The organism is Comamonas sp. (assembly GCF_009360615.1).
GTDB lineage: Bacteria > Pseudomonadota > Gammaproteobacteria > Burkholderiales > Burkholderiaceae_C > Comamonas.
The window spans coordinates 108,093-131,381 of sequence record NZ_SPEY01000023.1; the positions used below are offsets into that span (position 1 = coordinate 108,093).

The following is a 23,289-nucleotide window of genomic DNA, read 5'->3' on the forward strand; positions in this document are numbered from 1 at the left end:
GGCTGATCCATTGCCCCGAGGGCGCAGGGACAAGCCCGTGATGCGAGTCGCTTCTGTGCACCCGGAAAAACCGCAGCTGGCGGGAGGGACGCGGATCCGCCTCATATCGCTTCAGGTCAGGCCGGCATGGTGGGGCGAGGGATTTCCGCCTTGTCCCTGCAGCCGTCATGCTGCCCCAGCGTGTGAAAGGGCGTGGCGCATGCCCCCCGCCCTGGAGGTGATGCACGTGGTGGTTGCACGCGGGCCGGGTGTGGTGATCCCTTGCCCTGCGGTTGCCGTGCAGATCGGACTGCAAAGGCTGCCGCGATGGCCTCAGCCACAGTGCGGCCGTCCAAAGGTGCGGCGGTTGGAGAATGTCTTCGGGAGAGGCTGATGCGCCGGACGTCCCGCATGAGGATCCGGTCCTGCGCGCTCGCAGTCCGTCCACCGTCTGCGAAAGGCGACCTCCGGGATCGCCTCGGAACGGCGTGTCTCTCGTGCTACAGGCCGAGCGACTTGAGCAGGTCGTCGGTGTCGCTGGAGGACACCGCCGAAGGGGTCGCGGCAGGTACCTGGCCAGACTGGGCTTCACGGGCCTGGGCCATGACCAGATCGGGGTCCGGCTTCTCCTGGGCCTCGAAGTCCTTGATCTTGATGAATTCCATGTGATCCACCGCCATCTCCAGATAGAAGATGTTGTTGTTGCCGGTGTAGAAGGTCACGCGGCGCGCTTCCGGAGCATCCAGATTGGCATCCACGCTCAGATTGACCTGCTTGTTCAGGCGGATCATCTTGGGCTGGCTTTGCGCGATGTGGGTCTGCAGCTCACGCTGCACCTTGCTGGTAAAGTCGCCGACGACCTGGTTCATCAGCTCGCCCATGACGTTGCTCACGTCGTCGGACGTGTAGGAGTTGGCCAGATCGCTCTCGGCCATGCCCATGGACAGCAGGTAGCTGCGATAAAGCTCCATGGCCGCATCGGCCGAGAAGTTGATGATGATGAGGGCCGAAAATCCACCGTCGATCAGCACGAAGCAGCCGATATCGGGCTTGAGGCTGGTCTTGGTGATGCGCTGCACCATGCCCGAATACTGGATCGGGCACTGGGTGGCCACCTGCAGCACCCGCGAGACGGAGTTGCACAGGGCAATCAGCACATCTTCGGTGCCGTGGACGATGGGGGCGGTAGGTTGGCTCATGGCTGCATTGGTTCAAGGGATGGCTGATTATGTATGCAACACTTTGTTGCATCGAGATATCTGCAGCAATTGCAGGACGCGGCTGTCTGTTAACGTGCCTGCTTTTGGAAAATCAGAGGTATTCATGCAGAGCAAGCTGTGGCGCCTGGGTGCCAGTGTCATTGTGGTGATGGGTTTGACCGCCTGTTCGAGCTTGTCCGGCATGACGGACAAGGTTTCCCGGACCTGGGACAACACCTGGAGCGGTCTCACAGGCAAGAAACCGGCACAGACACAGGCAGCGGGCCAGGAGGCCGGGCCGGTATCCGGGGGGCTCAAGCCTGTCCGGGAAAGTGGTCGCTGGCAGGGCCTGTACAGCCTGGACGGCGAGACGCCTCGGTTTCAGGAGTGCGAAAGCGGCCAGATCATCGGCGTGCTGCCCGAGGGCGATAGCGTGCTGCTGGAGCAGGCCTATCTGAACACGCGCAGCAGCGCCACCATTGCCATGCTGGCCGAGGTGCAGGGCCGGGTGGTAGAGCAAGCCGTGGCCGATCCGGTGCTGGCCCGGCAGGGGCGCAAGATGCTGGTGCTGCGCGTGGAGCGCTTTGTCGCACTGTCGAGCCAGGCAGCCTGCCGCAATGCCAAGGCCAACTGGTAGGCTGCAGCCCGCTTCGCAAATCATTTTGATATCTGTCAGCGCTTTCCTGTCAAGCGCTGCAGCCGTTTTTGATCCTTATTTGGCAGCGGCGCGCGCTTGCGCCAGCCAGCCGTCAAAAGTCTGCCGATGGGCCTTGATCCAGCCGTCTACATGGCGGCTGACATCGGCCTCGCTGCTCTCGCCCTGGCGCATGCGCATGTTCTGGGCGTTGATGTCCTCTATGGGCAACTGCATCACGGCAAACAGCTTGGCAGCGGCCGGATTTTTCTCCGCCCAGGCCTTGTTGGCCAGGATGTATTGCTGATTGAGCTTGAAGCCGTAGTTCTTGCCATTGGGCAGCTGGGTCTGGTCCTCTCCCTGGGCACCCGGGATGTTGGGTACCTCCAGCCAGCTGACCTCCTTGCCGGGGCGCAGCACGGTGTTCACCCAGAACGGGGTCCAGACATAGTAGAGAATGGGCTTGCCGCTTTTGTAGCGGGTGATGGTGTCGGCAATCAGGGCCTGGTAGTTCCCCTGCCTGTGGGTGATGCGGGACTCCAGATCCAGCCCCTTGAGATGTTTGTTGATGGCCAGCTCGCAGCCCCAGCCAGGGTTGCAGCCCGTCAGATCGGCCTTGCCGTCGCCATCTGTGTCGAACAGCGCTGCCAGCTTTGGGTCCTTGAGTTGCGTGATGCTGGTGATCCCGTATTTCTCGGCCGTAGCCTTGTCGATCAGATAGCCTTGCACCGCATTGCGCGAATAGGTACCGGCGCGATAGAAGGCTTTTTCACCGCCATTGTTCTCATAGAAGGCTCGGTGCAGTGGCATCCAGTGCGTGGCGGTAAACGTGGCGTCGCCCTGGGCCACGGCCACATGCTGGGTGCCGTTTTCCAGACTCTTGACGGGCTGTACCCGGTAGCCCAGCTTCTCCAGAGCGCGCGAAACCAGCAGGGTCTGGAACATTTCCTCATCCACCGTGCCCTTGAGCGGTTGCACCGAGACGCCTTTGCCGGGCAGGTCGCCAGCGTTCGTTTGCGCGTGTGCGGCAGCGGCGCCAAAGGTCAGCAGGGCGATGGCAGTCAGACAGCGGTATTGGTACTGCAGGTTTGGGAAAGGCGAATGTGCGGGCTTGTTGCTGTGCATGAATACTCCTTGGGTGCTGGGTGCCTACCCCGAAATCGGCATGAAAAAGCGAGAGGGTGGATGAAGGAAACGGCGCTCGGATCCGGTCCGGTGCGCCGTGGGCGAATCAGGATTTCAGGGCTGCGGCCCTGGCCTGGGCAATCCAGGCATCAAAAGTTTTCTGGTGGGCCTTGATCCAGGCGTCCACATGGCGCTGGGTATCGGCTGGCTTGCTTTCCCCATCGCGCAGCAGCCGGTTCTGACGGCTGATGTCGGTGATGGGAATCTGCATGATCTCGAACAGCCTGCCGGCCGCCGGGTTCTCTTCGGCCCAGAGCTTGTTGGCCACGATGTGCTCGTTGTTGAGCGGAAAGCCGTAATTGCGCCCGTTGGGCAGCCGGGTGTCGGTGCCGGCCTGTACGCCGGGCATGGAGGAGCGTGTCACCTGCAGCCACACCACTTCCTGGCCGGGACGCAGCACATTGCTGAGCCAGTAGGGCGTCCAGGCGTAGTACAGCACGGGCTTGCCGGCCTTGAAGCGCGCCAGCGTGTCGGCAATCAGGGCCGGGTAGTTGCCCTGGGTGTAGCCGACGGTGTTTTCCAGGCCGAAAGCCTTGATATGGTGGGCCACCACGGCCTCGCCACCCCAGCCGGCATTGGGGCCGATCAGATTGGCCTTGCCGTCGCCGTCGATATCGAACAGGGCCGCGAGTGCAGGATCTTTGAGCTGGTCGATGTGGGTGATCTGGTATTGCTCGGCGGTCTTCCTGTCGATCATGTAGCCCTGGGCCGCTGCGGCTGCATACACGCCCTTGCGCGAGAGCTTGGCGTCGCCGCCGGCCTGCTGGTAGAAGTCGGCATGGTGCGGGTTCCAGTGGTTGGCCATGAAGGTGGCGTCGCCATTGGCAACGGACAGATGGATCAGCGGGTAGTCCAGCTCTTCCCAGGGCTTGACGGTGTAGCCCAGCTGCCGTAGCGCCTTCATCACCAGCAGCGTCTGGAAGTTTTCCTCGGCCAGAGCGCTCTTGACGGGCAGCACGGTGATGCCTGTGCCCGGAAGCGCATCGCCTGTCACCTTCCGGCCGGCCGCCCGGCTCGGTGACGGTCCCAGACCCAGCGCCGCAGCGCCGGCCGTGCCCAGCAGCAGCTGGCGCCTGGTGTGTCGGCCTGGGGTCGGGGTCTGCACAGACTGGCTCATTGTTCTTGTCTCTCCTTGGTTGGGTTGGGTTGGGCTTGCCGCCCGATTGAAATTGACACGCCACGCTCCCCACTGCGTGTGGTTCGCTGCCCCTTCAGGAGGGGCGTTTTTATCTTGGGGCGGCCCGGCGATAAAAAAACGGCGGCCGCGCAAGCGGTCGCCGTGATTGGGGGAGGGATCAGGACTTCTTGGCAGCCGCCAGCGCCTGGCTGATCCAGCCGTCGAACGTCTTCTGATGGGCCTTGATCCAGCCGTCGGTGTGACGCTCGATGTCGGAGGCCTTGTTCTGGCCCTGGCTCATCATGTAGTTCTGGGCATTGATGTCGCCCACGGGCAGCTTGATGATTTCAAACAGCTTGGCTGCCGCAGGGTTCTGCTCGGCCCAGGCCTTGTTGGCCACGATTTGCTGGTTGTTGGCAATGAAGCCGTAGTTCTTGCCGTTGGCCAGCTTGGTGTCGGTGCCGGACTGCTCGCCGGGCAGCGCGGAGAACGGCACCTCCAGCCACACCACGTCCTTGCCGGGCTTGAGCACATTGCTCACCCAGTAGGGCGTCCAGGTGTAGTAGAGGATGGGCTTGCCGGCCTTGTAGCGTGTGATGGTGTCGGCCATCAGCGCCGAATAGGTGCCCTGCTTGTGCGTGACCGTCTCGCGCAGCTTGTAGGCGCCGAGCTGGTGTTCGATCATGGCTTCGCAGCCCCAACCGGGCGTGCAACCTGTCAGGTCGGCCTTGCCGTCACCGTCGGTGTCGAACAGCTTGGCAATTTCGGGGTCCTTGAGCTGGCCCAGATTCGTGATCTTGTGCGCATCGGCCGTCTTCTTGTCGATCAGATAACCCTGAGCGGCATTGGCCGAGAACACACCCTTGCGGTAGAGCTTGGCGTCGCCGCCCGCATTCTTGTAGTAGTCGGCGTGCAGCGGGTTCCAGTGATTGGCCATGAAGGTAGCATCGCCGTTGGCCAGGGCAATATGGGCCGTGGGGTATTCCACTTCCTTCATGGGCTGGACCTCGTAGCCCAGCTTTTCCAGGGCCTTCATGACGAGCTGGGTCTGGAAGGTCTCTTCTGCAATCGAGCTCTTGAGCGGCTGGACCTTGATGCCCTTGCCTGGAAGCCCGTCGGCAGCGAAGGCGCCGGTGCTGACCATGGACAAGGCCAGGGAGGCTGCGGCTGTGCTGGCAAGCAGCCAGTGGCCCAGACCGTGGCGGATGCTGGCAGTGTGGTTGGCGGTATTCATGTGTTCTCCTTGTTCTCGATTCAGATCGCCGCGGGCTTGGCGGCCTCGCTGCCGGGCTTGGGGGCCTGCGCAGAGCGCTTGCTGTCGAGCAGGCGCATGACCAGACCGGCCGGGCCGGACGCCCACCAGCGTGCACTGCCGCGCTTGGGCTCGCCCATGGCCTGGGTGATGCGGTCCAGCACGATGGCCAGCAGCACGATGCCCAGGCCGCCGACGGTGGCCAGACCCATGTCCAGACGGCCGATGCCGCGCAGCACCATCTGGCCCAGGCCGCCCACGGCAATCATGGAAGCGATCACCACCATGGACAGGGACAGCATCAGCGCCTGGTTGATACCGGCCATGATGGAGGGCATGGCCAGCGGCAGTTGCACCTTCCACAGCAGTTGGGCCGGCGATGCACCGTAGGCGCGGCTGGCCTCGATCAGGTCAGGGCGTACCTGGCGAATGCCCAGGTTGGTCAGGCGGATCAGCGGCGGCAGCGCAAACACGATGGTCACGATCACGCCGGGCACATTGCCGATACCGAACAGCATGACCACCGGCACCAGATAGACGAAGGCCGGTGTGGTCTGCATGGCGTCCAGGAAGGGACGCGTCCAGCGCTGGGCGCGATCGCTGCTGGCCAGCAGAATGCCCACGGGCAGGCCGATGGCAATGCAGAAGAACAGCGAGGTCAGCACCAGGGCCAGGGTGACCATGGCTTCGGACCAGATGCCCAGCAGGGCCACGCCCAGCAGGGCGACGGCCGAGCCGATGGCCAGCTTGCGGCCCGCAAACTGCCAGGCCAGCAGGGCGATCAGCAGCACCAGTGCGGGCATGGGAATGGTCTGCAACACCTCGGTCACGCCGTTGAGCGTGGCGTCGATCGGCGTGCGAACGGCCTGGAAGAAGGGGCGGAAATGATCGACCACCCAGGTGAGGCCGTGATTGATCGAGTCCTGCACGGGCAGGCCTTCGGTGGTGATCTGGTGCCAGAGCTGGCCAATGCCGCCGTCATGTCCGGGCACATCGGTGGGAGAGGGGGCGCTGAGCCAGTCGGTGGTGCCGGCCTGGCCGGCGGCATCGCCGCTGCTCCAGGCATCGGGGCTCGAGCTGGCATCCGCATCGGCATAGGAGGCTGCCCAGGGGTCGGCGTCTGCGGCCGAAGCGGTGGCATCGGCGCTGGTGGGCTCGGTGGCGGGTGCCGAGGCTGCTGCCCACGGGTCCTCGAAGGCCGCGCTATTGGTTTCTGTGTGGTTGGTGTTCAGTGCGTTGTCGTTCAAATCGGCTCCCTCCTTTTATGGCGCTGCATGCTGAGCGGCTTGCGTGTTGGGCTTGGGCTGGAAGTGTGGGTCCAGCTTGATGGGTGGAATTTCCTTCTGGGGCGGTGGCACCGGCGGGGTGGCCCGATCCAGGAACTTGAGCATGGTGGTGCGGCTGATCACGCCCAGGTACTTGCCGTCCTCGTCGACCACCGGCAGCGGGTAGGCTGGGGCGGCAACGGCACCGAACAGCTCGGCCACCGGGGTGCTGCTGGCAATCGGATCCACATCGGGGATAAAGGCGTGCTTGAGGCCGAGCATTCCATCGTGGCCCTGCAGCGCATCGCGCAGCGACTGCGACGAGACCACCCCCAGAAAACGTTTACGGGCATTGAGCACATAGGCGTAGTCGCGGTCGGAATCCTCCAGCAGGCGCAGGGCGGCCCGGCAGCCGCGGTCGCTGTGCTCGGAAATCACGGTCAGCGCCTGACGGGCGATGTCGGAGGCCTTGAAAACGGCCGCCGCATCCACTCCCTGGATGAACGTGCGCACATAGTCGTTGGCCGGGTTGCGCAGGATCTCGTCGGGCGTGCCGACCTGCTGCACCATGCCGTCCTTCATGATGGCGATGCGGTCCCCGATGCGCATGGCTTCGTCCAGGTCGTGAGAGATGAAGACGATGGTGCGGCGCTTGATTTCCTGCAGGCGCAACAGCTCGGACTGCATTTCGGTGCGGATGATGGGGTCCAGCGCCGAGAAGGCCTCGTCCATCAGCAGGATGGAGGGGTCGGAGGCCAGCGCACGGGCCAGACCCACGCGCTGCTGCATGCCGCCCGAGAGCTCGTCGGGATAGCTGGCGCCCCAGGCCCCCAGGCCCACCTGCTCCAGTGCATCCTGTGCCTGCCGCTGGCGTGTCGCGCGGTCCACGCCGGCCAGCTCCAGGCCAAAGGCCGTGTTGTCCAGCACGGTGAGGTGGGGCATGAGGGCAAAGGACTGGAACACCATGGAGATGTCCTTGCGGCGCAGCGCACGCAGCTCCTTGTCACTGAGTGCATTGATGTCCTGGCCATCGACCAGGATGCGGCCGCTCGTGGGCTCGATCAGGCGGTTGAGCATGCGCACCAGAGTGGACTTGCCCGAGCCCGACAGGCCCATGACCACGAAGATTTCACCGGCTTCGATGGTGAAGTCGGCGTCGAACACGCCGATGGATTGCCCGGTCTGGGCGAGGATCTCCTGCTTGCTCAGGCCCTGCTTCACCAGGCTGAGTGCGGTTTTCGGATCGTTGCCGAAGACCTTGAAGACATGATCGATAGCGATTTGCTTGGCCACTGTGGCGTTCTCCTTTTTGATGGGATGGAACACAGTCCAGCGCCCACGACCGGCAATGCCGGCGGGCGCTGGCGCACAAGCCAAAATAAAAGCCCTGATGCCGCAGCGCAGCCCGGTCTGGTGGACAGGACTGCGCAATGCAGATGGCGCAGCGATGGCGCCGAGTTTCAGCCCGGATGGCACAGCCAGGTGTGCGCAAGAGCTGGCAAATGGGAAGAAGCAGCTGGCTGGCAGAGCTGGTACCGACTGGCACGCATCTGCACGGCTTCTTGTCAGGCCAACCCCGGCACATCGGCCGGGGAGAGCCCCCTACATCAGGGCCGTGTTTCGGCCCGGTTGACGGGGCTGCGCCAAAGAGCGGCAAGCGCTCTTGAATTGACACAACGATCCGCCGGGAAGTGAGTCAACCGCATCTCAACAATGCGTTGACGACCTGCACGGCAGGTTGTAAATGACTTTTTAATATATCGAATTGAGTTTTATGCGTCAAATACAGCTGTAAGCTTTGCCCTCAGCATCCGCCGGAAATGGCGCCGCTGAAACATTCGCATACGTAAAAATAGCTGGCGCAAGTCATTGATAGATAAGGACTTGCGCTGGATTGATGGATTATTTTTGACGGTTGTCAGCTTTGGGCGAGCTTTGCGCTCGCTGAAGACATGAAAAAAGCCCCTTCATGGACAACCATGCGGGGCTTTTTTGGGGAGCAGTGCGGCTTCAGTGGTGAGCGCTTTGGGTGAGCTTGTCGGTCAGCGCAATGGCCAGCGCGCTGAGCAGGAAGACCACATGGATGATGGTCTGCCACATCAGCACCTGGACTTCATAGCTGCCGGCATTGATGAAGCTCTTGAGCAGGTGGATGGAGCTGATGCCGATGATGGACAGCGCCAGCTTGACCTTCAGCACCGAGGCATTCACATGGCTCAGCCATTCGGGCTGGTCGGGATGGGACTCCAGGCCCATGCGGCTGACAAAGGTTTCGTAGCCTCCGACGATGACCATGATCAGCAGATTGGAAATCATGACCACGTCGATCAGGGCCAGCACCACCAGCATGATGATGGTCTCGTTCAGATGGGTGATCTGCACATCGCTCTTGTAGCCGATATTGGTGATCAGCGCATGCAAGGCTTCCTGGTTGCCGAAGACCGCCTCCACCAGATGCCATAGCTCCAGCAGAAAGTGCCAGACATAGACGCCCTGGGCGGCAATCAGGCCCAGGTACAGCGGCAGTTGCAGCCAGCGGCTGGCAAAGATCAGCGAGGGCAGGGGGCGCAATGCCCCGGAAGGCTGGTAGCCGCCATGCGGCGCGTGGTGTGTGGAGTTGCCTGCTTCGTCGGAAGGGATGCGGCTCATGATGTGTATGCGGGGCGGACTGGATGCAATGGGTGGGCGACGGGACGCCGCCACCTTGTAAGACTGGTTTTGCGGGGGCCGCGTCCCGGACTGCCTGCGCTTTCGAGAGCAGACCGCAAGGCGGGCACCGGCCTCTGCAGCAGCAGGTGCGCGATTCTAAGGGTTTGTTCCGGGGCAATGGGAGAAAAGTGCAAGCAAATCAACACCAAACAGGCGCTGTCAGCTGCAAAAATGGGAGTGAATGACGGGCTTGACGGCGCGCAGAAGCCGCTTCTCAATTTCAGTCAGTGGGGTGTAAGACCGAGCCTTGACAGTACACCCACAATTATTTCATTGCTGATGCATCAGGAGACAAAACGATGAGCGCTGCGACATCAACCATCGAATCCGTGCTGGTGGAAAACCGTGTGTTTCCACCCCCTGCGGATTTCGCCGCCAAGGCCCGTGTCTCGGGAATGGCGCAGTACCAGGCTTTGTGCGATGAAGCCGAACGCGACTATGAAGGCTATTGGGCACGCCTGGCCCGTGAGAACGTGAAGTGGACCAAGCCCTTCACCCAGGTGCTGGACCAGAGCAACCCGCCGTTCTACAAATGGTTTGCCGATGGCGAGCTCAACGCCAGTGCCAACTGTCTGGACAAGCACATGGGCACGCCCGTGGAGAACAAGACGGCCATCATCTTTGAAGCCGATGGGGGCGAGGTCACCAAAGTCACTTACAAGGAGCTGCTGGCCCGTGTGAGCCAGTTCGCCAATGCGCTGAAGGCGCGCGGCGTGCAAAAGGGCGACCGCGTGCTGATCTACATGCCCATGACCATCGAGGGCGTGGTGGCCATGCAGGCCTGCGCACGCATCGGTGCCACGCATTCCGTGGTGTTCGGCGGCTTCTCGGCCAAGGCCGTTCAGGAGCGCATTGTGGACGTGGGTGCCAGCCTGGTGGTCACCTCCAACTACCAGATGCGCGGCGGCAAGGAGCTGCCGCTCAAGGCGATTGTCGATGACGCGATTGCGCTGGGCGGCTGCGAAGCGGTCAAGAGCGTGCTGGTCTACGAGCGCACCGCTACTGCCTGCCATATGGTCGCAGGCCGCGACATCACCTTCGCCGAGGCATTGGCCGGGCAGTCCACCGAGTGCGAGGCCGTCCCCGTCAACGCCGAGCACCCGCTGTTCATCCTCTACACCAGCGGATCCACCGGCAAGCCCAAGGGCGTGCAGCATGCCACCGGGGGGTATGTGCTGTGGGCCAAGCAGACCTTCGAGTGGACCTTTGATGCCAGGGACAGCGATGTCTTCTGGTGCACGGCCGACATCGGCTGGATCACCGGACACAGCTATGTGGCCTACGGTCCGCTGGCGGCCGGTGCCACGCAGATCGTCTTCGAGGGCGTGCCGACTTTCCCCAATGCCGGCCGCTTCTGGCAAATGATCGAACGGCACCAGTGCAGCATCTTCTACACGGCGCCCACGGCCATCCGCTCGCTGATCAAGGCAGCGGACTCCGACTCCAGCGTCCACCCCAGGAACTGGAACCTGTCCAGCCTGCGCCTGCTCGGCTCGGTGGGCGAGCCTATCAACCCCGAGGCCTGGATGTGGTATCACAAGCATGTGGGCGGCGAGCGCTGCCCCATCGTGGACACCTTCTGGCAGACCGAGAACGGCGGCCACATGATCACGCCCCTGCCCGGTGCCACGCCGCTGGTGCCCGGCTCCTGCACCCTGCCTCTGCCCGGTATCACGGCGGCCATCGTCGATGAGTCCGGCAACGAGATTCCCAACGGTGCCGGCGGCATCCTGGTGGTGAAAAAGCCCTGGCCCTCGATGATTCGCACCATCTGGGGCGACCCCGAGCGCTTCAAGAAGAGCTACTTCCCCGAAGAGCTCAAGGGCTACTACCTCGCCGGTGACGGTGCCGTGCGCAGCGAGGACCGCGGTTATTTCCGCATCACGGGCCGTATCGACGATGTGCTCAACGTCTCGGGCCACCGCATGGGAACCATGGAAATCGAGTCGGCCCTCGTGGCCAAGACCGATCTGGTGGCCGAGGCCGCCGTGGTTGGTCGTCCCGACGACCTGACCGGCGAAGCCATCTGCGCCTTTGTGGTGCTCAAGCGTGGCAAGCCCACGGGCGAAGAAGCCAGGCAGATCGCGGCCGAGCTGCGCAACTGGGTAGCCAAGGAGATCGGTCCGATTGCCAAGCCCAAGGACATCCGCTTCGGCGACAACCTGCCCAAGACCCGCAGCGGCAAGATCATGCGCCGTCTGCTGCGTTCGCTGGCCAAGGGCGAGGCGATTACCCAGGACACCAGCACTCTGGAGAATCCGGCGATTCTGGAGCAGTTGTCGGAGACCCACTGATACGGCACTTTCCGTCCGCAGCGCGCCGCGCTGCGGCCCGTGCGAGGTGGCTGGAATACCGGGATGTCCCGTCAAAGCCCCTGATCTGACTGCGCAATGACGACAAGGCCGCTCGAGACAGCGGCCTTGTCATTTCTGGCGCTGGCTGACGCAAGCCGATGCGATCTTGGGTTAAAACACGGCATCCCGGAGTACAAGGAGAAGAGCATGAACTTTCGCACCATCTGCATTGCCCTCATCGTGGCCCTCATTGCCGTGCTGGCCGCCTTCAACTGGACGGCACTGTCCACGCCCGCCGCAGTATCGCTGGGCCTGACCGAAATCCAGGCACCGCTGGGCGTGCTCATGCTGGCGCTGACGATTTTGCTGAGTGTGTTCTTTATTGCCTACGTGCTATGGATGCAGGGCTCGGTGCTGCTGGAGGCGCGTCGCCACGCCAAGGAGATGCAGGCCCAGCGCGATCTGGCCGACAAGGCCGAGGCTTCGCGGTTTACCGAACTGCGCAGCGTGCTGGAAGCGCTGCATGCCAGGGACAAGGAGGAGCTGATGGCCCGGCTGGATGTGCTGGAGGCCCATCTGGTGCAGCGCGCCCAGGAGTCGGACAACAGCACGGCCGCCTATGTGGGGCAGCTGGAGCAGCAGATGCAGCAGATCAATCGCTGACGAAGCAAGATCGATCGCTGTCATCAATGGATCGACAGGCGATCGAAGCTCGTCCCGCATGAAAAAAGCCGCTGCACTGCAGCGGCTTTTTCGTGGGCGCGGGCCGGATTACTTCTTGTCGTTGCCCAGCTGTGGCAGTGCGTTGGCGCTGCTCACGCTCAGCAGGCCGGCTTGCGAGTAGATGGCCAGCTTGGCGCGGGTGTCGATCAGGTCCAGGTTGCGCATGGTCAGCTGGCCGATGCGGTCGATGGGGCTGAAAGGCGCATCTTCGACCTTTTCCATGGACAGACGCTCGGGAGCGTAAGTCAGGTTGGGCGATTCGGTGTTCAGAATGGAGTAGTCGTTGCCGCGGCGCAGTTCCAGCGTCACGGTGCCGGTCACGGCGCGGGCCACCCAGCGCTGCGAGGATTCGCGCAGCATGATGGCCTGGGGGTCGAACCAGCGGCCCTGGTACAGCAGACGGCCCAGGCGCAGGCCGTTGATGCGGTACTGCTCGATGGTGTCTTCGTTGTGGATGCCCGTCACCAGGCGCTCATAGGCAATGTGCAGCAGGGCCATGCCGGGGGCTTCGTAGATGCCGCGGCTCTTGGCTTCGATGATGCGGTTTTCGATCTGATCGCTCATGCCCAGGCCGTGGCGGCCGCCGATGCGGTTCAGCTCCAGGAACACTTCCACGGCATCGGTGTATTCCTTGCCGTTGATGGCCACGGGGCGGCCTTCTTCGAAGGTGATCGAGACTTCTTCTGCCTTGACTTCGACTTCGGGCTTCCAGAAAGCCACGCCCATGATGGGGTTCACGATGCGGATGCCGGAGTTCAGGAACTCCAGATCCTTGGCTTCGTGGGTGGCGCCCAGCATATTGGAATCGGTGGAATAGGCCTTCTCGGCCGACATCTTGTAGCCGAAACCTTCCTTGGTCATGAAGGCCGACATTTCGGCACGGCCGCCCAGCTCGTCGATGAAGTTGCTGTCCAGCCAGGGCTTGTAGATCTTCAGCGCGGGGTTGGTGAGCAGGCCGTAGCGGTAGAAGCGCTCGATGTCGTTGCCCTTGAAGGTAGAACCGTCACCCCAGATGTTGACGTCGTCTTCCTTCATGGCGGCCACCAGCATGGTGCCGGTCACGGCACGGCCCAGGGGCGTGGTGTTGAAGTAGGTGATGCCGCCGGTGGAAATGTGGAAGGCGCCGGACTGGATGGCGGCAATGCCTTCGTTGGCCAACTGGGGGCGGCAGTCGATCAGACGGGCCTTTTCTGCGCCATATTCCATCGCCTTGCGGGGAATTTCGTCGTAATCGGCTTCGTCGGGCTGGCCCAGGTTGGCCGTGTAGGCGTAGGGCAGGGCACCCTTGTTCTTCATCCAGCGCAGGGCGGCAGAGGTGTCCAGGCCGCCGGAGAAGGCGATGCCGACCTTCTGGCCGACGGGAACATGTTGCAGAATGGTTTCCATGAGATTTCTCTTCAAAGTGATAGCTGCAAGCGCTTGATGGGTAAGCGATTGGGGCTGAAAAGGCTTGAAATTCTCGGGTCTGGCCCAAAGCCGGGCCAGGCGCGGATCAGGCGTAGTGGCAGATGTAGTGGTAAGCCTCGGTCACGCGGATGTCGAACTTGGAGTTCGCGGGAATCTGGAAGCTCTCGCCGGCCGAGGACTTCTTCCACTCGTCGCTGCCGTCGAGCTTGTATTCGCAGGAGCCGCCCACGCATTCCATGATTTCTGCAGCTGCGGTGCCAAAGGTCAGCGTTGCAGGCAGCACCACGCCCACCGACTTCTTGGTGCCGTCGGCCAGCGTGAAGCTGTGGCTGACGCACTTGCCGTCAAAGTAAACATTGGCCTTGGTGGTGAGGCTGACGCCTGCGAAGGTTTCGGTGGTCATGGAAGAAGTACGCTGTGCGTGGTCGAAGATCAAAAGCATTGATTTTAGGCCACGGGATTTGCAACTGCGCGAATGCCTGGCAAAGGCTGGAAAAACAAAAGCCCCTCTAAGGGGCTTCTGGGCAGCCTGGAGGCCATGTTGTTTCGGGTCAGCGGCGCCAGCCATGGCCGCCATGGCCGCCATGGCCGCCGTGCCAGCCCGGTCGGTAGTAATGGCCGGGACGGGTGGCGTAGTAGGCGCCCGCACCAATGGCGGCACCGATCAGCAGCGGCGCCACATAGTCCGTCGCCGAGTAGGTCGTACCCGCAGAATAGGCCGGCGCTACGGGCTGGGGGGCGTAGTAGCCGCTGTCGTAGCTTTGCGGATAGCTGGTGCTGTAGGCACCCTGAGGAGGCGTCTGGGTGCTGTAGTAGCCGCCGCTGCTGTAGACCGGGTCGTTGACCACGGGCTGCACATTCAGCGCAATCCATGGGCCGGGCGGGTTGGCGGTCTGTGTGGTGTAGTTGCGACCGTTGTACTCGTAGGTCACGTTGTAGCCCACGGTACGGTTCTGATAGTAGGTTTGCGTGCTGCACTGGCGCATGTTCTGGTACTGCACCGGACCGGAGGCTTCGGCCTGGTTGCCCAGCATGGCACCGCCGACCACACCGGCTGCCGTGGCGGCTGCACGGCCCCCGCCGCCGCCGATGGCATTGCCGATCAGGCCACCGGCAATGGCTCCGACCACGGCACCTGCACCGGTCGGGCGGGGTGCGACCGCTACCGGCTGGTCACTGCAGATTTGCTGCGGTACGGCGACTTGCTGGGTAATGGGGGTCGAGGACAGCACGCGCCCGCGCTCCTGGGCATAGGCCCCGGAGGCGGCTACGGCGGTCAAAGTCAAAACTGCCAGGGTTTTCATCAGCATCTCTCCTGTCTCTGAGGCTTTGAGCCCTCAGATCACCAGAAAGTTTAGGGGATCCGCGTCACTACAAGCTATCGGCCCCGTAAAACTAGGTAAAGCAATGTGTAAATGTGAGCGTTTGCTCAGGTGCTGCGCGTCGCATTCCAGTCATCGGCCTTGAAGCCGACGGTGATGGTCCCATCGGCCCACTCCACGACAGGGCGCTTGATGGTGCTGGCGTGCTCCTGCATCACGATGGCGGCACTGGCGGCGTCCACGGCGCGGCTCTTGGTGGCGTCATCGAGCTTGCGCCAGGTCGTGCCCTGGCGGTTGAGCAGCTTTTCCCAGCCCACGGCCTGCATCCATTGGGGCAGGCGGTCGGCAGGAACACCTTGCTTTTTGAAGTCATGGAACTCGTAAGTGATACCTTGCTCACTCAGCCAGCTGCGTGCTTTCTTGACGGTGTCGCAGTTGGGGATGCCATAGACGGTGGTGATCTTGCTCATGGTGTTCGGTGTCGGTGAAACGGTTGGAGTCAGATGTAACGCATTTGCCAAGTGCCGGCCACCATAGGGCCTCTGACAGTGGGCGACAATAGCGCCCAGTATGCACACCATATTTCCCACCTTGGATGCCTGGCTGGCTTATTGCGAGCGCCTGCATCCCCAGAACATCGCCCTGGGTCTGGATCGCGTGCGTGAAGTCGCACAGCGCATGGGCCTGCAATTCGACTGCCCTGTCATCACGGTGGCAGGCACCAATGGCAAGGGGTCGACCTGCGCCATGCTGGAGGCCGTGGCTCTGCAGTCCGGCTATCGCCCTGGTGTCTATACCTCGCCGCATCTGGTTCACTTTGAAGAGCGCTGCCGTGTGGGCGGCGAGATCGTGAAGGCCGAGGAACTGATTCCGCATTTTGAAGCGGTGGAGCAGGCCAGGGTCAAGGACGGCAAAGAGGTTGCGCTCACTTACTTCGAGTTCACCACGCTGGCGATCCTGCGTCTGATGAGCCTGTCCAGGCTGGATGTGGCGATTCTGGAGGTGGGTCTGGGGGGCAGGCTCGATGCCACCAACATCATCGATGCCGACTGCGCCATCATCACCAGCATCGATCTCGATCACATGGAGCTGCTGGGGCCGGACCGCGAAAGCATAGGCCGCGAGAAGGCCGGCATCATGCGCGCCGGTCGCCCTGTCATTGTCAGCGACCCGGTGCCGCCGCAAAGCGTGATCGATCACGCGGCCGAAATCGGTGCCGACCTCTGGCGCTTCGGCAAGGACTTCAACTACGACGGCGACAAGCAGCAATGGGGTTGGGCCGGTCGTGGCCGTCGCTATGCGGGGCTGGCCTACCCGGCGCTGCGCGGCGCCAATCAGCTGATGAATGCCTCCGGCGTGCTGGCCGCCTATGAAGCCATTCGCGCCAAGCTGCCGGTGACGGCGCAGGCCGTGCGCACGGGCCTGTCCATGGTGGAGTTGCCCGGTCGCTTCCAGATCGTCCCTGGTCAGCCCACGCTGGTGCTGGATGTGGCGCACAACCCGCACTCGGTGGCAGCGCTCACCGCGAATCTCGATGCCATGGGCTATTTCCCGACCACGCATGCCGTGTTCGGTGCCATGGCCGACAAGGACTGGGAGCCCATGCTCACCAAGGTGGGGCCGCTGGTCGATCGCTGGTATTTCTCCGATCTGCCCACGCCGCGTGCCGACTCGGCAGAAAACCTCAGGGCCAGGCTGCAGCAGCTGCAGGCCCAAGGCGTGATCCGCAAGGAGGTGAGCATGCAGACCTTTGCCAATCCCCAGCAGGCCCTGGATGCCGCAGTCGCGGCCTCGGAGGCGGCTGATAGAATCGTGGTCTTTGGATCGTTCTTCACCGTGGGCGGAGTGTTGCAAAACGGCACGCCTCGTCTGAACGCCAAACACCTGACTCACTGAGTCAGCGGCCTGCCCCACCGGCCTTGCCGGGCGGCAGGCCTCAACAAGTCCTCACTCATGGCATTTTTCAATTTCCGTTGGCCTGGCAAAAAAGACGAAGCCGAGTCCGTGGCTGGAGCCAAGCGTCCCAGCCGCCTGGCCCAGGGCGAAAGCGTGGAAGCCATGCGCCGCCGCGCACGTCATCGCCTCATCGGGGCGGCCGTGCTGGTGCTGATCGGTGTGGTGGGCTTCCCGCTGTTGTTCGATACGCAGCCACGTCCCATTCCGGTCAATATTCCGATTGAAATTCCCGATCAGGCCAATTCGGCCCCTGAAGTCGTCCCTGGCGCCCGCGTGGCGAGCCAGGCGGCCGCGCCGTCGGGACGTGTTGCAGCCAATGCGTCTCTGGATGACGGTGAAGAGGTGCTGGCGCCCTCTGCCAGGCCGGCAGCTCCTGCAGCGCCTGCGGCTTCGGCCAGTGCGCCTGCGGCACCTGCAGTAGGGGCCGCAGTGGCTGCTGCCGCCGCAGGCACTGCCGCAGCAGTGACATCCCAGGTCAGGCCCGAGCCCAAACCAGACGTCAAACCTCAGCCCAAGCCCGAACGCAAGCCGGAGCCCAAGCCCGAAAAGCCCAAGGCCGAGGTCAAGCCAGAGGTTAAATCGGAGATCAAGAAGCCGGAAGCCAAACCCGAGCCCAGGCACAAGCCTGAAGCACCCAAGGTGGACGAGGCCGCCCGTGCCCGTGCACTTCTGGAGGGGCGCAGTACCTCGGAAGCTGCTCCGGCCAGGGAGGCTGCAGCGACGAACGAACGCTTCATCGTGCAGATCGGCGCCTTTGCCGAAGTCGGCAAGGCTAACGAAATCAAGGGCAAGCTCGGTGCCGGAGCCTTTACCCAGACCGTGGATACCAAGGACGGCAAGCGTACACGTGTTCGCATGGGGCCGTTCAAGAGCCGTGAAGAAGCCGAGAAGGCTGCAGCCCGAGCCAAGGCCCTGGGCTTGCCCGCATCGGTGTTCAAGGCTTGAGCGCCGCTTGCCGGCAACGGTTGGATTGATGAGCACGCTGGACTGGATGTTCGTGGCCGTGGTGCTGGCCTCCTTGTTGCTGGGAGCCTGGCGCGGTCTGGTCTATGAAGTCCTGTCTCTGCTGGGCTGGGTGGTGGGTTTTGTGGTTGCTCGCAGCTGGGCGCAAGAGGTGGCGGTGTGGCTGCCGCTGGACGGCTGGGATATGCAGCTGCGTTACGCGGCAGGCTTTGTGTTGCTGCTGGTGGGGGCCATGTTCGCCTGGGGAGTGATCTCCTGGTTGTCCAAGCAGTTGATTGAAGCCGTGGGGCTGAGGCCGGTGGACCGCACGTTGGGCGCCTTGTTCGGCGTCTTGCGTGGCGGCCTGCTGCTGCTGGTGCTGGCGCTGGTGATCCAGTACACGCCGCTGCACCAGGCGCTGTGGTGGCAGGATTCGGCGCTCGCGCCCTGGCTGACCGAGGTGCTGGGCTGGGCGCTGCCGGCATTGCCGCAGGAGTGGGGGCAGTATCTGCCCCGGGCTTCCTCTTGAAGCGAAGTTTTTTTGCCGCAATTGACCTCAGGGTCGAGAGTGGCTAAGGCGCTTGCTGTAAAACGCAGCGGGTGCCGACGAGAGTTTGGTGTTGGCGTGATCCGCCATGCCGGATATCAAAGCGCAGGCTAGCCAATGGGTGGCGAAGCAGGCGAGTGTGGCGAAGGGCAACTTTCGCGAACAGATGGAACGCAACTATGTGTGGAATCGTTGGTGTGGTGAGTACCACACCCGTGAATCAGCTGATTTATGACGCTTTGCTGCTGCTGCAGCACCGTGGGCAGGATGCAGCCGGCATCGTGACCCAGCAGGAACGCAAGTTCTTCATGCACAAGGCCAAGGGCATGGTGAAGGATGTGTTTCGCACCCGCAACATGCGTGCTCTGCCCGGTGATGTGGGTCTGGGTCAGGTGCGCTATCCCACGGCGGGCAATGCTTCCAGCGAGGAGGAAGCCCAGCCCTTCTACGTGAATGCGCCCTTCGGTATCGTCATGGTGCACAACGGCAACCTCACCAATGCCAAGCAGCTGCGCCGCGAACTGGCGGACACCGATCACCGCCACACCAACACCGAAAGCGACTCCGAGGTTCTGCTCAACGTGCTGGCGCACGAGATTGGCCGCGCCTCCAGCGGTGCGCCGCTCCAGAGCGAGGAAATCTTCAAGGCCGTGCGTGCGGTGCACAAGCGCATCAAGGGCTCCTATGCCGTGATTGCGCTGATCGCCGGCTACGGCCTGCTGGCCTTCCGCGATCCCTTCGGCATTCGTCCGCTGTGCATGGGCCGCGGCAATGACGGCACCATCATGCTGGCCAGCGAGTCCGTGGCGCTGGAGGGTACGACCCATCAGTTCGAGCGCGACATCGCTCCCGGCGAAGCGATCTTCGTGCACAACGATGGCCGCATCGAGAGCCTGCAGTGCGCTGAAAAGACCCAGCTCAACCCCTGCGTGTTCGAGTATGTGTATCTGGCACGCCCCGACTCCACCATGGACGGGATCTCCGTCTATCAGGCCCGCCTGAACATGGGCGAGACGCTGGCCAAGCGCGTGATCTCCATGGTGCCCCCCAATGAAATCGATGCGGTCATTCCCATCCCCGAATCGAGCCGCCCCAGCGCCATGCAGCTGGCCCAGCTGCTGGGCAAGCCCTATCGCGAAGGTTTTGTGAAAAACCGCTACGTGGGCCGCACCTTCATCATGCCCGGCCAGGGGGCGCGCAAGAAGTCGGTGCGCCAGAAACTCAATGCCATCAGCAGCGAGTTCAAGGGCCGCAATGTGCTGCTGGTCGATGACTCCATCGTGCGCGGCACCACCTCCAAGGAAATCGTGCAGATGGCGCGCGATGCCGGTGCCAACAAGGTGTATCTGGCCTCGGCTGCGCCTCCCGTGCGCCACCCCAATGTGTATGGCATCGACATGCCCACGCGCTCCGAGCTGGTGGCGCATGGCCGCACGGTCGAGGAAATTCGCCAGGTCATCGGCTGCGACGCGCTGATCTACCAGGATGTGGAAGCCATGAAGCAGGCCGTGGGCAAGATCAATCCCCAGGTGAGCGGCTTCGAAGCCTCCTGCTTTGACGGCATCTACATCACCGGCGATATTTCCGATGACGAGGTGACGGCGCTCAACGAAGGCCGCAACCGTGGCAGCGAAGAGGAGAGCGAAGACACATCGCGCCTGTCCCTGCCCAACGCCCAGGAAAGCTGAGTGCCGGCGTTTTCGCGCAGCGAATGACTGAGTGTGAAAGGGTTGCTGAGGCAACCCTTTTCATTCAGGAGGACAATGGCATGGCTGTGCGGTCGGAGTGCTCCTTTAAAGTGAGTTAATGACGTATGTGCATCAAGCATTTGAGGCTGGTATGGCTCAAACTACTCGATGTGCGAGCAAAGCGTATTCAAAGACCGGCACGGCGAGTGCCGCCGGTCAAGCTGGTAGAGCAGCATGCGTGCGGGCCTCATTGGCGGTCTGCAGCGGACTCATGACCAGTACCAACCATCTGGATTTGACGATTGTGACCAACAAGACATTACCCGAAGGTTTGCATCCCGAAACCCTGGCCGTGCGCGAGGCGGTCGAGCGCAGCCAGTGGGGCGAGCATTGCGAAGCCCTGTACATGACCAGCAGCTTCGTGCAGCCCGATGCGGCGACCGCAGCGCGTCGCTTTGCCAATGAAGAGCCGGGCTTCACCTACAGCCGCACCGGCAACCCCACGGTCACCAGCTTTGAAAAGCGTCTGGCGGCCATGGAAGGTACGGAATGTGCGGTCGCGACCTCCACCGGCATGTCGGCCATCCTGCTGGTGGCGTTGACGGCACTCAAGACGGGCGATCATGTGGTCTGCTCGCAGTCCATGTTCGGCTCCACCATCAAGCTGCTGGGCACCGAGATGGCACGCTTCGGCGTGGAAACCACGTTTGTCTCGCAGACCGATATCGATGCCTGGAAGGCGGCCATCAAGCCCAACACACGCATGTTGTTTGCCGAGACGCCGACCAACCCGCTGACCGATCTTTGCGACATCGCCGCACTGGCCGAGCTGGCGCACGGCCACAACGCGCTGCTGGCCGTGGACAACAGCTTTGCCACTCCCGTGCTGCAGCAGCCCGTGAAGTTCGGTGCCGACCTTGTCGTGCATTCGGGCACCAAGTTCCTCGACGGCCAGGGCCGCGTCATGGCCGGTGCGGTGTGCGGCACTGTGGCCCTGGTGGACAAGGTCATGGGCACTTTCCTGCGCAGTGGCGGTCTGAACATCGCTCCCTACAATGCCTGGACGGTGATGAAGGGCCTGGAAACCCTGGCTCTGCGCGTCAAGGCGCAAAGCGCCGCAGCGCTGGCATTTGCCGCCTGGCTGGAGGCCCATCCGAAGGTGGCGCGTGTGTACTATCCGGGTCTCAAGAGTCACCCTCAGCACGAGCTGGCGATGCGCCAGCAAAACGGCATGGGCGGCGCCGTGCTGGCCTTTGACGTGGTGGGGGAGGGCGCAGAGCAGCTGCGTGCCAATGCCTTCCATGTGGTGGACAGCACGCGTCTGTGCTCGATCACGGCCAACCTCGGGGATGTGAAGACCACCATCACCCATCCGGCCAGTACCTCGCACGGCCGTCTGACCGAGGCCCAGCGCCAGGCTGCTGGCGTGGGTCAGGGGCTGATTCGTATCTCCGTGGGTCTGGAGCATCTGGAAGATCTCAAGGTCGACCTGGCTCGCGGACTGGATACGCTGTGAAACACCCCCAGGGTCGCTTCGTGCCTTCGCCCCTCAAGGGGAGGCTGTGCTCCGACGCGGCGCTTGCTCGGCATCTCTGATCGAGACTGCGTGCGCATCAAGCGCCGCAGCCTTGCCACAGGGAATGTCTCACAAGGATTTCTGATATGACTAACAAGATTCGCACCCGCTTTGCCCCCTCGCCTACCGGCTTTATCCACCTGGGCAATATTCGTTCCGCCCTCTACCCCTGGGCTTTTGCGCGTGCCAACGGCGGCGACTTCGTGCTGCGCATCGAGGACACCGATCTGGAGCGCTCCACCCAGGCATCCGTGGACGTGATCCTCGAAGGTATGGAATGGTTGCAACTGGACCACGACGAAGGTCCGTTCTACCAGATGCAGCGCATGGATCGCTACAAGCAGGTGCTGGCCACGCTGCAGGAAAAAGGCTTTGTCTACCCCTGCTACATGAGCATGGAGGAACTGGACGCGCTGCGTGAAAAGCAGATGGCGGCCAAGGAAAAGCCTCGCTATGACGGCACATGGCGCCCCGAGGAAGGCAAGGTGCTGCCTCCCATCCCCGAAGGCGTGAAGCCCGTGCTGCGGTTCAAGACTCCGCAAACCGGCGTGGTGGGCTGGGACGACAAGTGCAAGGGCCGTATCGAATTCCAGAATTCCGAGCTGGACGACCTGGTGATTGCACGTCCCGACGGCACGCCCACCTACAACTTCTGCGTCTGCGTGGACGACATGGACATGAACATTACCCATGTCATCCGTGGCGACGACCATGTGAACAACACGCCGCGCCAGATCCACATCTTCGAAGCGCTGGGTGCCACCGTGCCGACCTTTGCCCATCTGCCCACCGTGCTCAACGAGCAGGGCGAGAAGATGAGCAAGCGCAATGGTGCCAAGGCCGTGACGCAGTACCGTGACGAGGGCTATCTGCCCGATGCCATGGTGAACTATCTGGCGCGTCTGGGCTGGAGCCACGGCGACGACGAGATCTTCAGCCGCGCCCAGTTCCTGGAATGGTTCAATCTGGACCACCTGGGCCGCAGCGCCGGTCAGTTTGACGAAGCCAAACTGCGCTGGGTCAATGCCCAGCATCTGAAGGCCATGGACGACGCCGAGCTGGCCCAGTTGGTCAAGCCCTTTGTCATCAAGGCCGGCGTGGCCGAGAACCTGATCGACGCCGATGACCGGCTGGTGCGCATTGCGGCCCTGTTCAAGGATCGCTGCGAGACCCTGGTGGACCTGGCCAACTGGGCCAAGGTCTTCTATGTGGATGGCGTGGACCGCAATGCGGAAGACTACGCCAAGCATGTGACCGAGGCGGCCGTCCCCGTGCTGGATGCATTTGTATCCGTGGTCGAGAGCGTGGACTGGACCAAGGAATCCATTGCCGCGGCGATCAAGGAGTTGCTCAAGGCGCAGGGCGTGAAAATGCCCGTGCTGGCCATGCCCGTACGTGTTCTGACCGTGGGCACGGCCCATACGCCCTCGGTGGATGCAGTGCTGGAATTGCTCGGACGTGAAAAAGTTATCGCTCGTTTGAAAAATCGCTAAA

20 protein-coding genes are annotated in these 23,289 nt (G+C 62.7%); 9 read left to right on the plus strand and 11 right to left on the minus strand.

The window, feature by feature from the left end:
- Positions 1 to 479: 479 nt before the first annotated feature.
- Positions 480 to 1,178, minus strand: a complete 699-nt coding sequence (locus tag E2583_RS08105; RefSeq protein ID WP_291594740.1) for a DUF3334 family protein — start codon at positions 1,176 to 1,178, stop codon at positions 480 to 482.
- Positions 1,179 to 1,302: 124 nt separating this feature from the next.
- On the opposite strand from E2583_RS08105, the gene E2583_RS08110 reads away from it, so the two are divergent.
- The gene (locus E2583_RS08110; protein ID WP_291594741.1) at positions 1,303 to 1,815 is read left to right on the plus strand and encodes a hypothetical protein; all 513 of its coding nucleotides are present in this window, start codon (positions 1,303 to 1,305) and stop codon (positions 1,813 to 1,815) included.
- A gap of 75 nt (positions 1,816 to 1,890) precedes the next feature.
- Here the strand turns inward: E2583_RS08110 and proX (E2583_RS08115) are convergent, their stop codons facing one another.
- From proX (E2583_RS08115) to E2583_RS08140, 6 genes are all read right to left on the minus strand, one after another.
- The gene (proX, locus tag E2583_RS08115; protein WP_291594742.1) at positions 1,891 to 2,937 is read right to left on the minus strand and encodes a glycine betaine/L-proline ABC transporter substrate-binding protein ProX; all 1,047 of its coding nucleotides are present in this window, start codon (positions 2,935 to 2,937) and stop codon (positions 1,891 to 1,893) included.
- A 106-nt stretch (positions 2,938 to 3,043) separates the two neighbouring features.
- Positions 3,044 to 4,114: a glycine betaine/L-proline ABC transporter substrate-binding protein ProX gene (gene proX / locus E2583_RS08120; protein WP_291594743.1), complete on the minus strand. Its 1,071-nt coding sequence runs from the start codon at positions 4,112 to 4,114 to the stop codon at positions 3,044 to 3,046.
- Between the two features lie 178 nt (positions 4,115 to 4,292).
- The gene (gene proX, locus E2583_RS08125) at positions 4,293 to 5,348 is read right to left on the minus strand and encodes a glycine betaine/L-proline ABC transporter substrate-binding protein ProX (RefSeq protein WP_291594745.1); all 1,056 of its coding nucleotides are present in this window, start codon (positions 5,346 to 5,348) and stop codon (positions 4,293 to 4,295) included.
- 20 nt (positions 5,349 to 5,368) lie between these two features.
- Entirely contained in the window at positions 5,369 to 6,613 is a 1,245-nt protein-coding gene (gene proW / locus E2583_RS08130; protein WP_291594747.1) for a glycine betaine/L-proline ABC transporter permease ProW, read from the minus strand.
- 15 nt (positions 6,614 to 6,628) lie between these two features.
- Entirely contained in the window at positions 6,629 to 7,924 is a 1,296-nt protein-coding gene (proV, locus tag E2583_RS08135; protein ID WP_291594748.1) for a glycine betaine/L-proline ABC transporter ATP-binding protein ProV, read from the minus strand.
- Between the two features lie 717 nt (positions 7,925 to 8,641).
- Entirely contained in the window at positions 8,642 to 9,280 is a 639-nt protein-coding gene (locus E2583_RS08140; RefSeq protein WP_291594750.1) for a YqhA family protein, read from the minus strand.
- 359 nt (positions 9,281 to 9,639) lie between these two features.
- Between E2583_RS08140 and acs the strand changes: the two genes are divergently transcribed.
- Together acs and E2583_RS08150 are read left to right on the plus strand one after the other, a co-directional pair.
- On the plus strand, positions 9,640 to 11,634 hold the full coding sequence (gene acs, locus E2583_RS08145) for an acetate--CoA ligase (RefSeq protein WP_291594752.1): 1,995 nt from the start codon (positions 9,640 to 9,642) through the stop codon (positions 11,632 to 11,634).
- 207 nt (positions 11,635 to 11,841) lie between these two features.
- Positions 11,842 to 12,297, plus strand: a complete 456-nt coding sequence (locus tag E2583_RS08150; protein ID WP_291594754.1) for a LapA family protein — start codon at positions 11,842 to 11,844, stop codon at positions 12,295 to 12,297.
- Positions 12,298 to 12,405: 108 nt separating this feature from the next.
- Here the strand turns inward: E2583_RS08150 and argG are convergent, their stop codons facing one another.
- From argG to E2583_RS08170, 4 genes are all read right to left on the minus strand, one after another.
- Positions 12,406 to 13,743, minus strand: coding sequence for an argininosuccinate synthase (argG, locus tag E2583_RS08155; RefSeq protein WP_003057205.1), 1,338 nt, complete (start codon positions 13,741 to 13,743; stop codon positions 12,406 to 12,408).
- A 106-nt stretch (positions 13,744 to 13,849) separates the two neighbouring features.
- Positions 13,850 to 14,167 (minus strand): pyrimidine/purine nucleoside phosphorylase, encoded by a 318-nt coding sequence (locus E2583_RS08160; protein WP_291594755.1) that lies wholly within the window; start codon positions 14,165 to 14,167, stop codon positions 13,850 to 13,852.
- Between the two features lie 148 nt (positions 14,168 to 14,315).
- Complete coding sequence (locus tag E2583_RS08165) at positions 14,316 to 15,068, minus strand: glycine zipper 2TM domain-containing protein (RefSeq protein WP_291594756.1); 753 nt, start codon at positions 15,066 to 15,068, stop codon at positions 14,316 to 14,318.
- A gap of 125 nt (positions 15,069 to 15,193) precedes the next feature.
- The gene (locus E2583_RS08170) at positions 15,194 to 15,556 is read right to left on the minus strand and encodes an ArsC family reductase (protein WP_291594757.1); all 363 of its coding nucleotides are present in this window, start codon (positions 15,554 to 15,556) and stop codon (positions 15,194 to 15,196) included.
- A 100-nt stretch (positions 15,557 to 15,656) separates the two neighbouring features.
- Between E2583_RS08170 and folC the strand changes: the two genes are divergently transcribed.
- The 6 genes from folC to gltX all read left to right on the plus strand — a co-directional run bounded on the left by folC (position 15,657) and on the right by gltX (position 23,288).
- A complete protein-coding gene (gene folC, locus E2583_RS08175) occupies positions 15,657 to 16,982 on the plus strand; it encodes a bifunctional tetrahydrofolate synthase/dihydrofolate synthase (protein ID WP_291594759.1) in 1,326 nt (441 codons plus the stop codon).
- Positions 16,983 to 17,039: 57 nt separating this feature from the next.
- On the plus strand, positions 17,040 to 17,987 hold the full coding sequence (locus E2583_RS08180; RefSeq protein WP_291594761.1) for an SPOR domain-containing protein: 948 nt from the start codon (positions 17,040 to 17,042) through the stop codon (positions 17,985 to 17,987).
- A 28-nt stretch (positions 17,988 to 18,015) separates the two neighbouring features.
- A complete protein-coding gene (locus E2583_RS08185) occupies positions 18,016 to 18,513 on the plus strand; it encodes a CvpA family protein (RefSeq protein ID WP_291594762.1) in 498 nt (165 codons plus the stop codon).
- Between the two features lie 197 nt (positions 18,514 to 18,710).
- Complete coding sequence (gene purF / locus E2583_RS08190) at positions 18,711 to 20,219, plus strand: amidophosphoribosyltransferase (protein ID WP_291594763.1); 1,509 nt, start codon at positions 18,711 to 18,713, stop codon at positions 20,217 to 20,219.
- A gap of 304 nt (positions 20,220 to 20,523) precedes the next feature.
- Positions 20,524 to 21,735, plus strand: a complete 1,212-nt coding sequence (locus tag E2583_RS08195; RefSeq protein WP_291595031.1) for an O-succinylhomoserine sulfhydrylase — start codon at positions 20,524 to 20,526, stop codon at positions 21,733 to 21,735.
- 146 nt (positions 21,736 to 21,881) lie between these two features.
- Positions 21,882 to 23,288, plus strand: a complete 1,407-nt coding sequence (gene gltX, locus E2583_RS08200) for a glutamate--tRNA ligase (protein ID WP_291594764.1) — start codon at positions 21,882 to 21,884, stop codon at positions 23,286 to 23,288.
- Position 23,289: the final 1 nt, after the last annotated feature.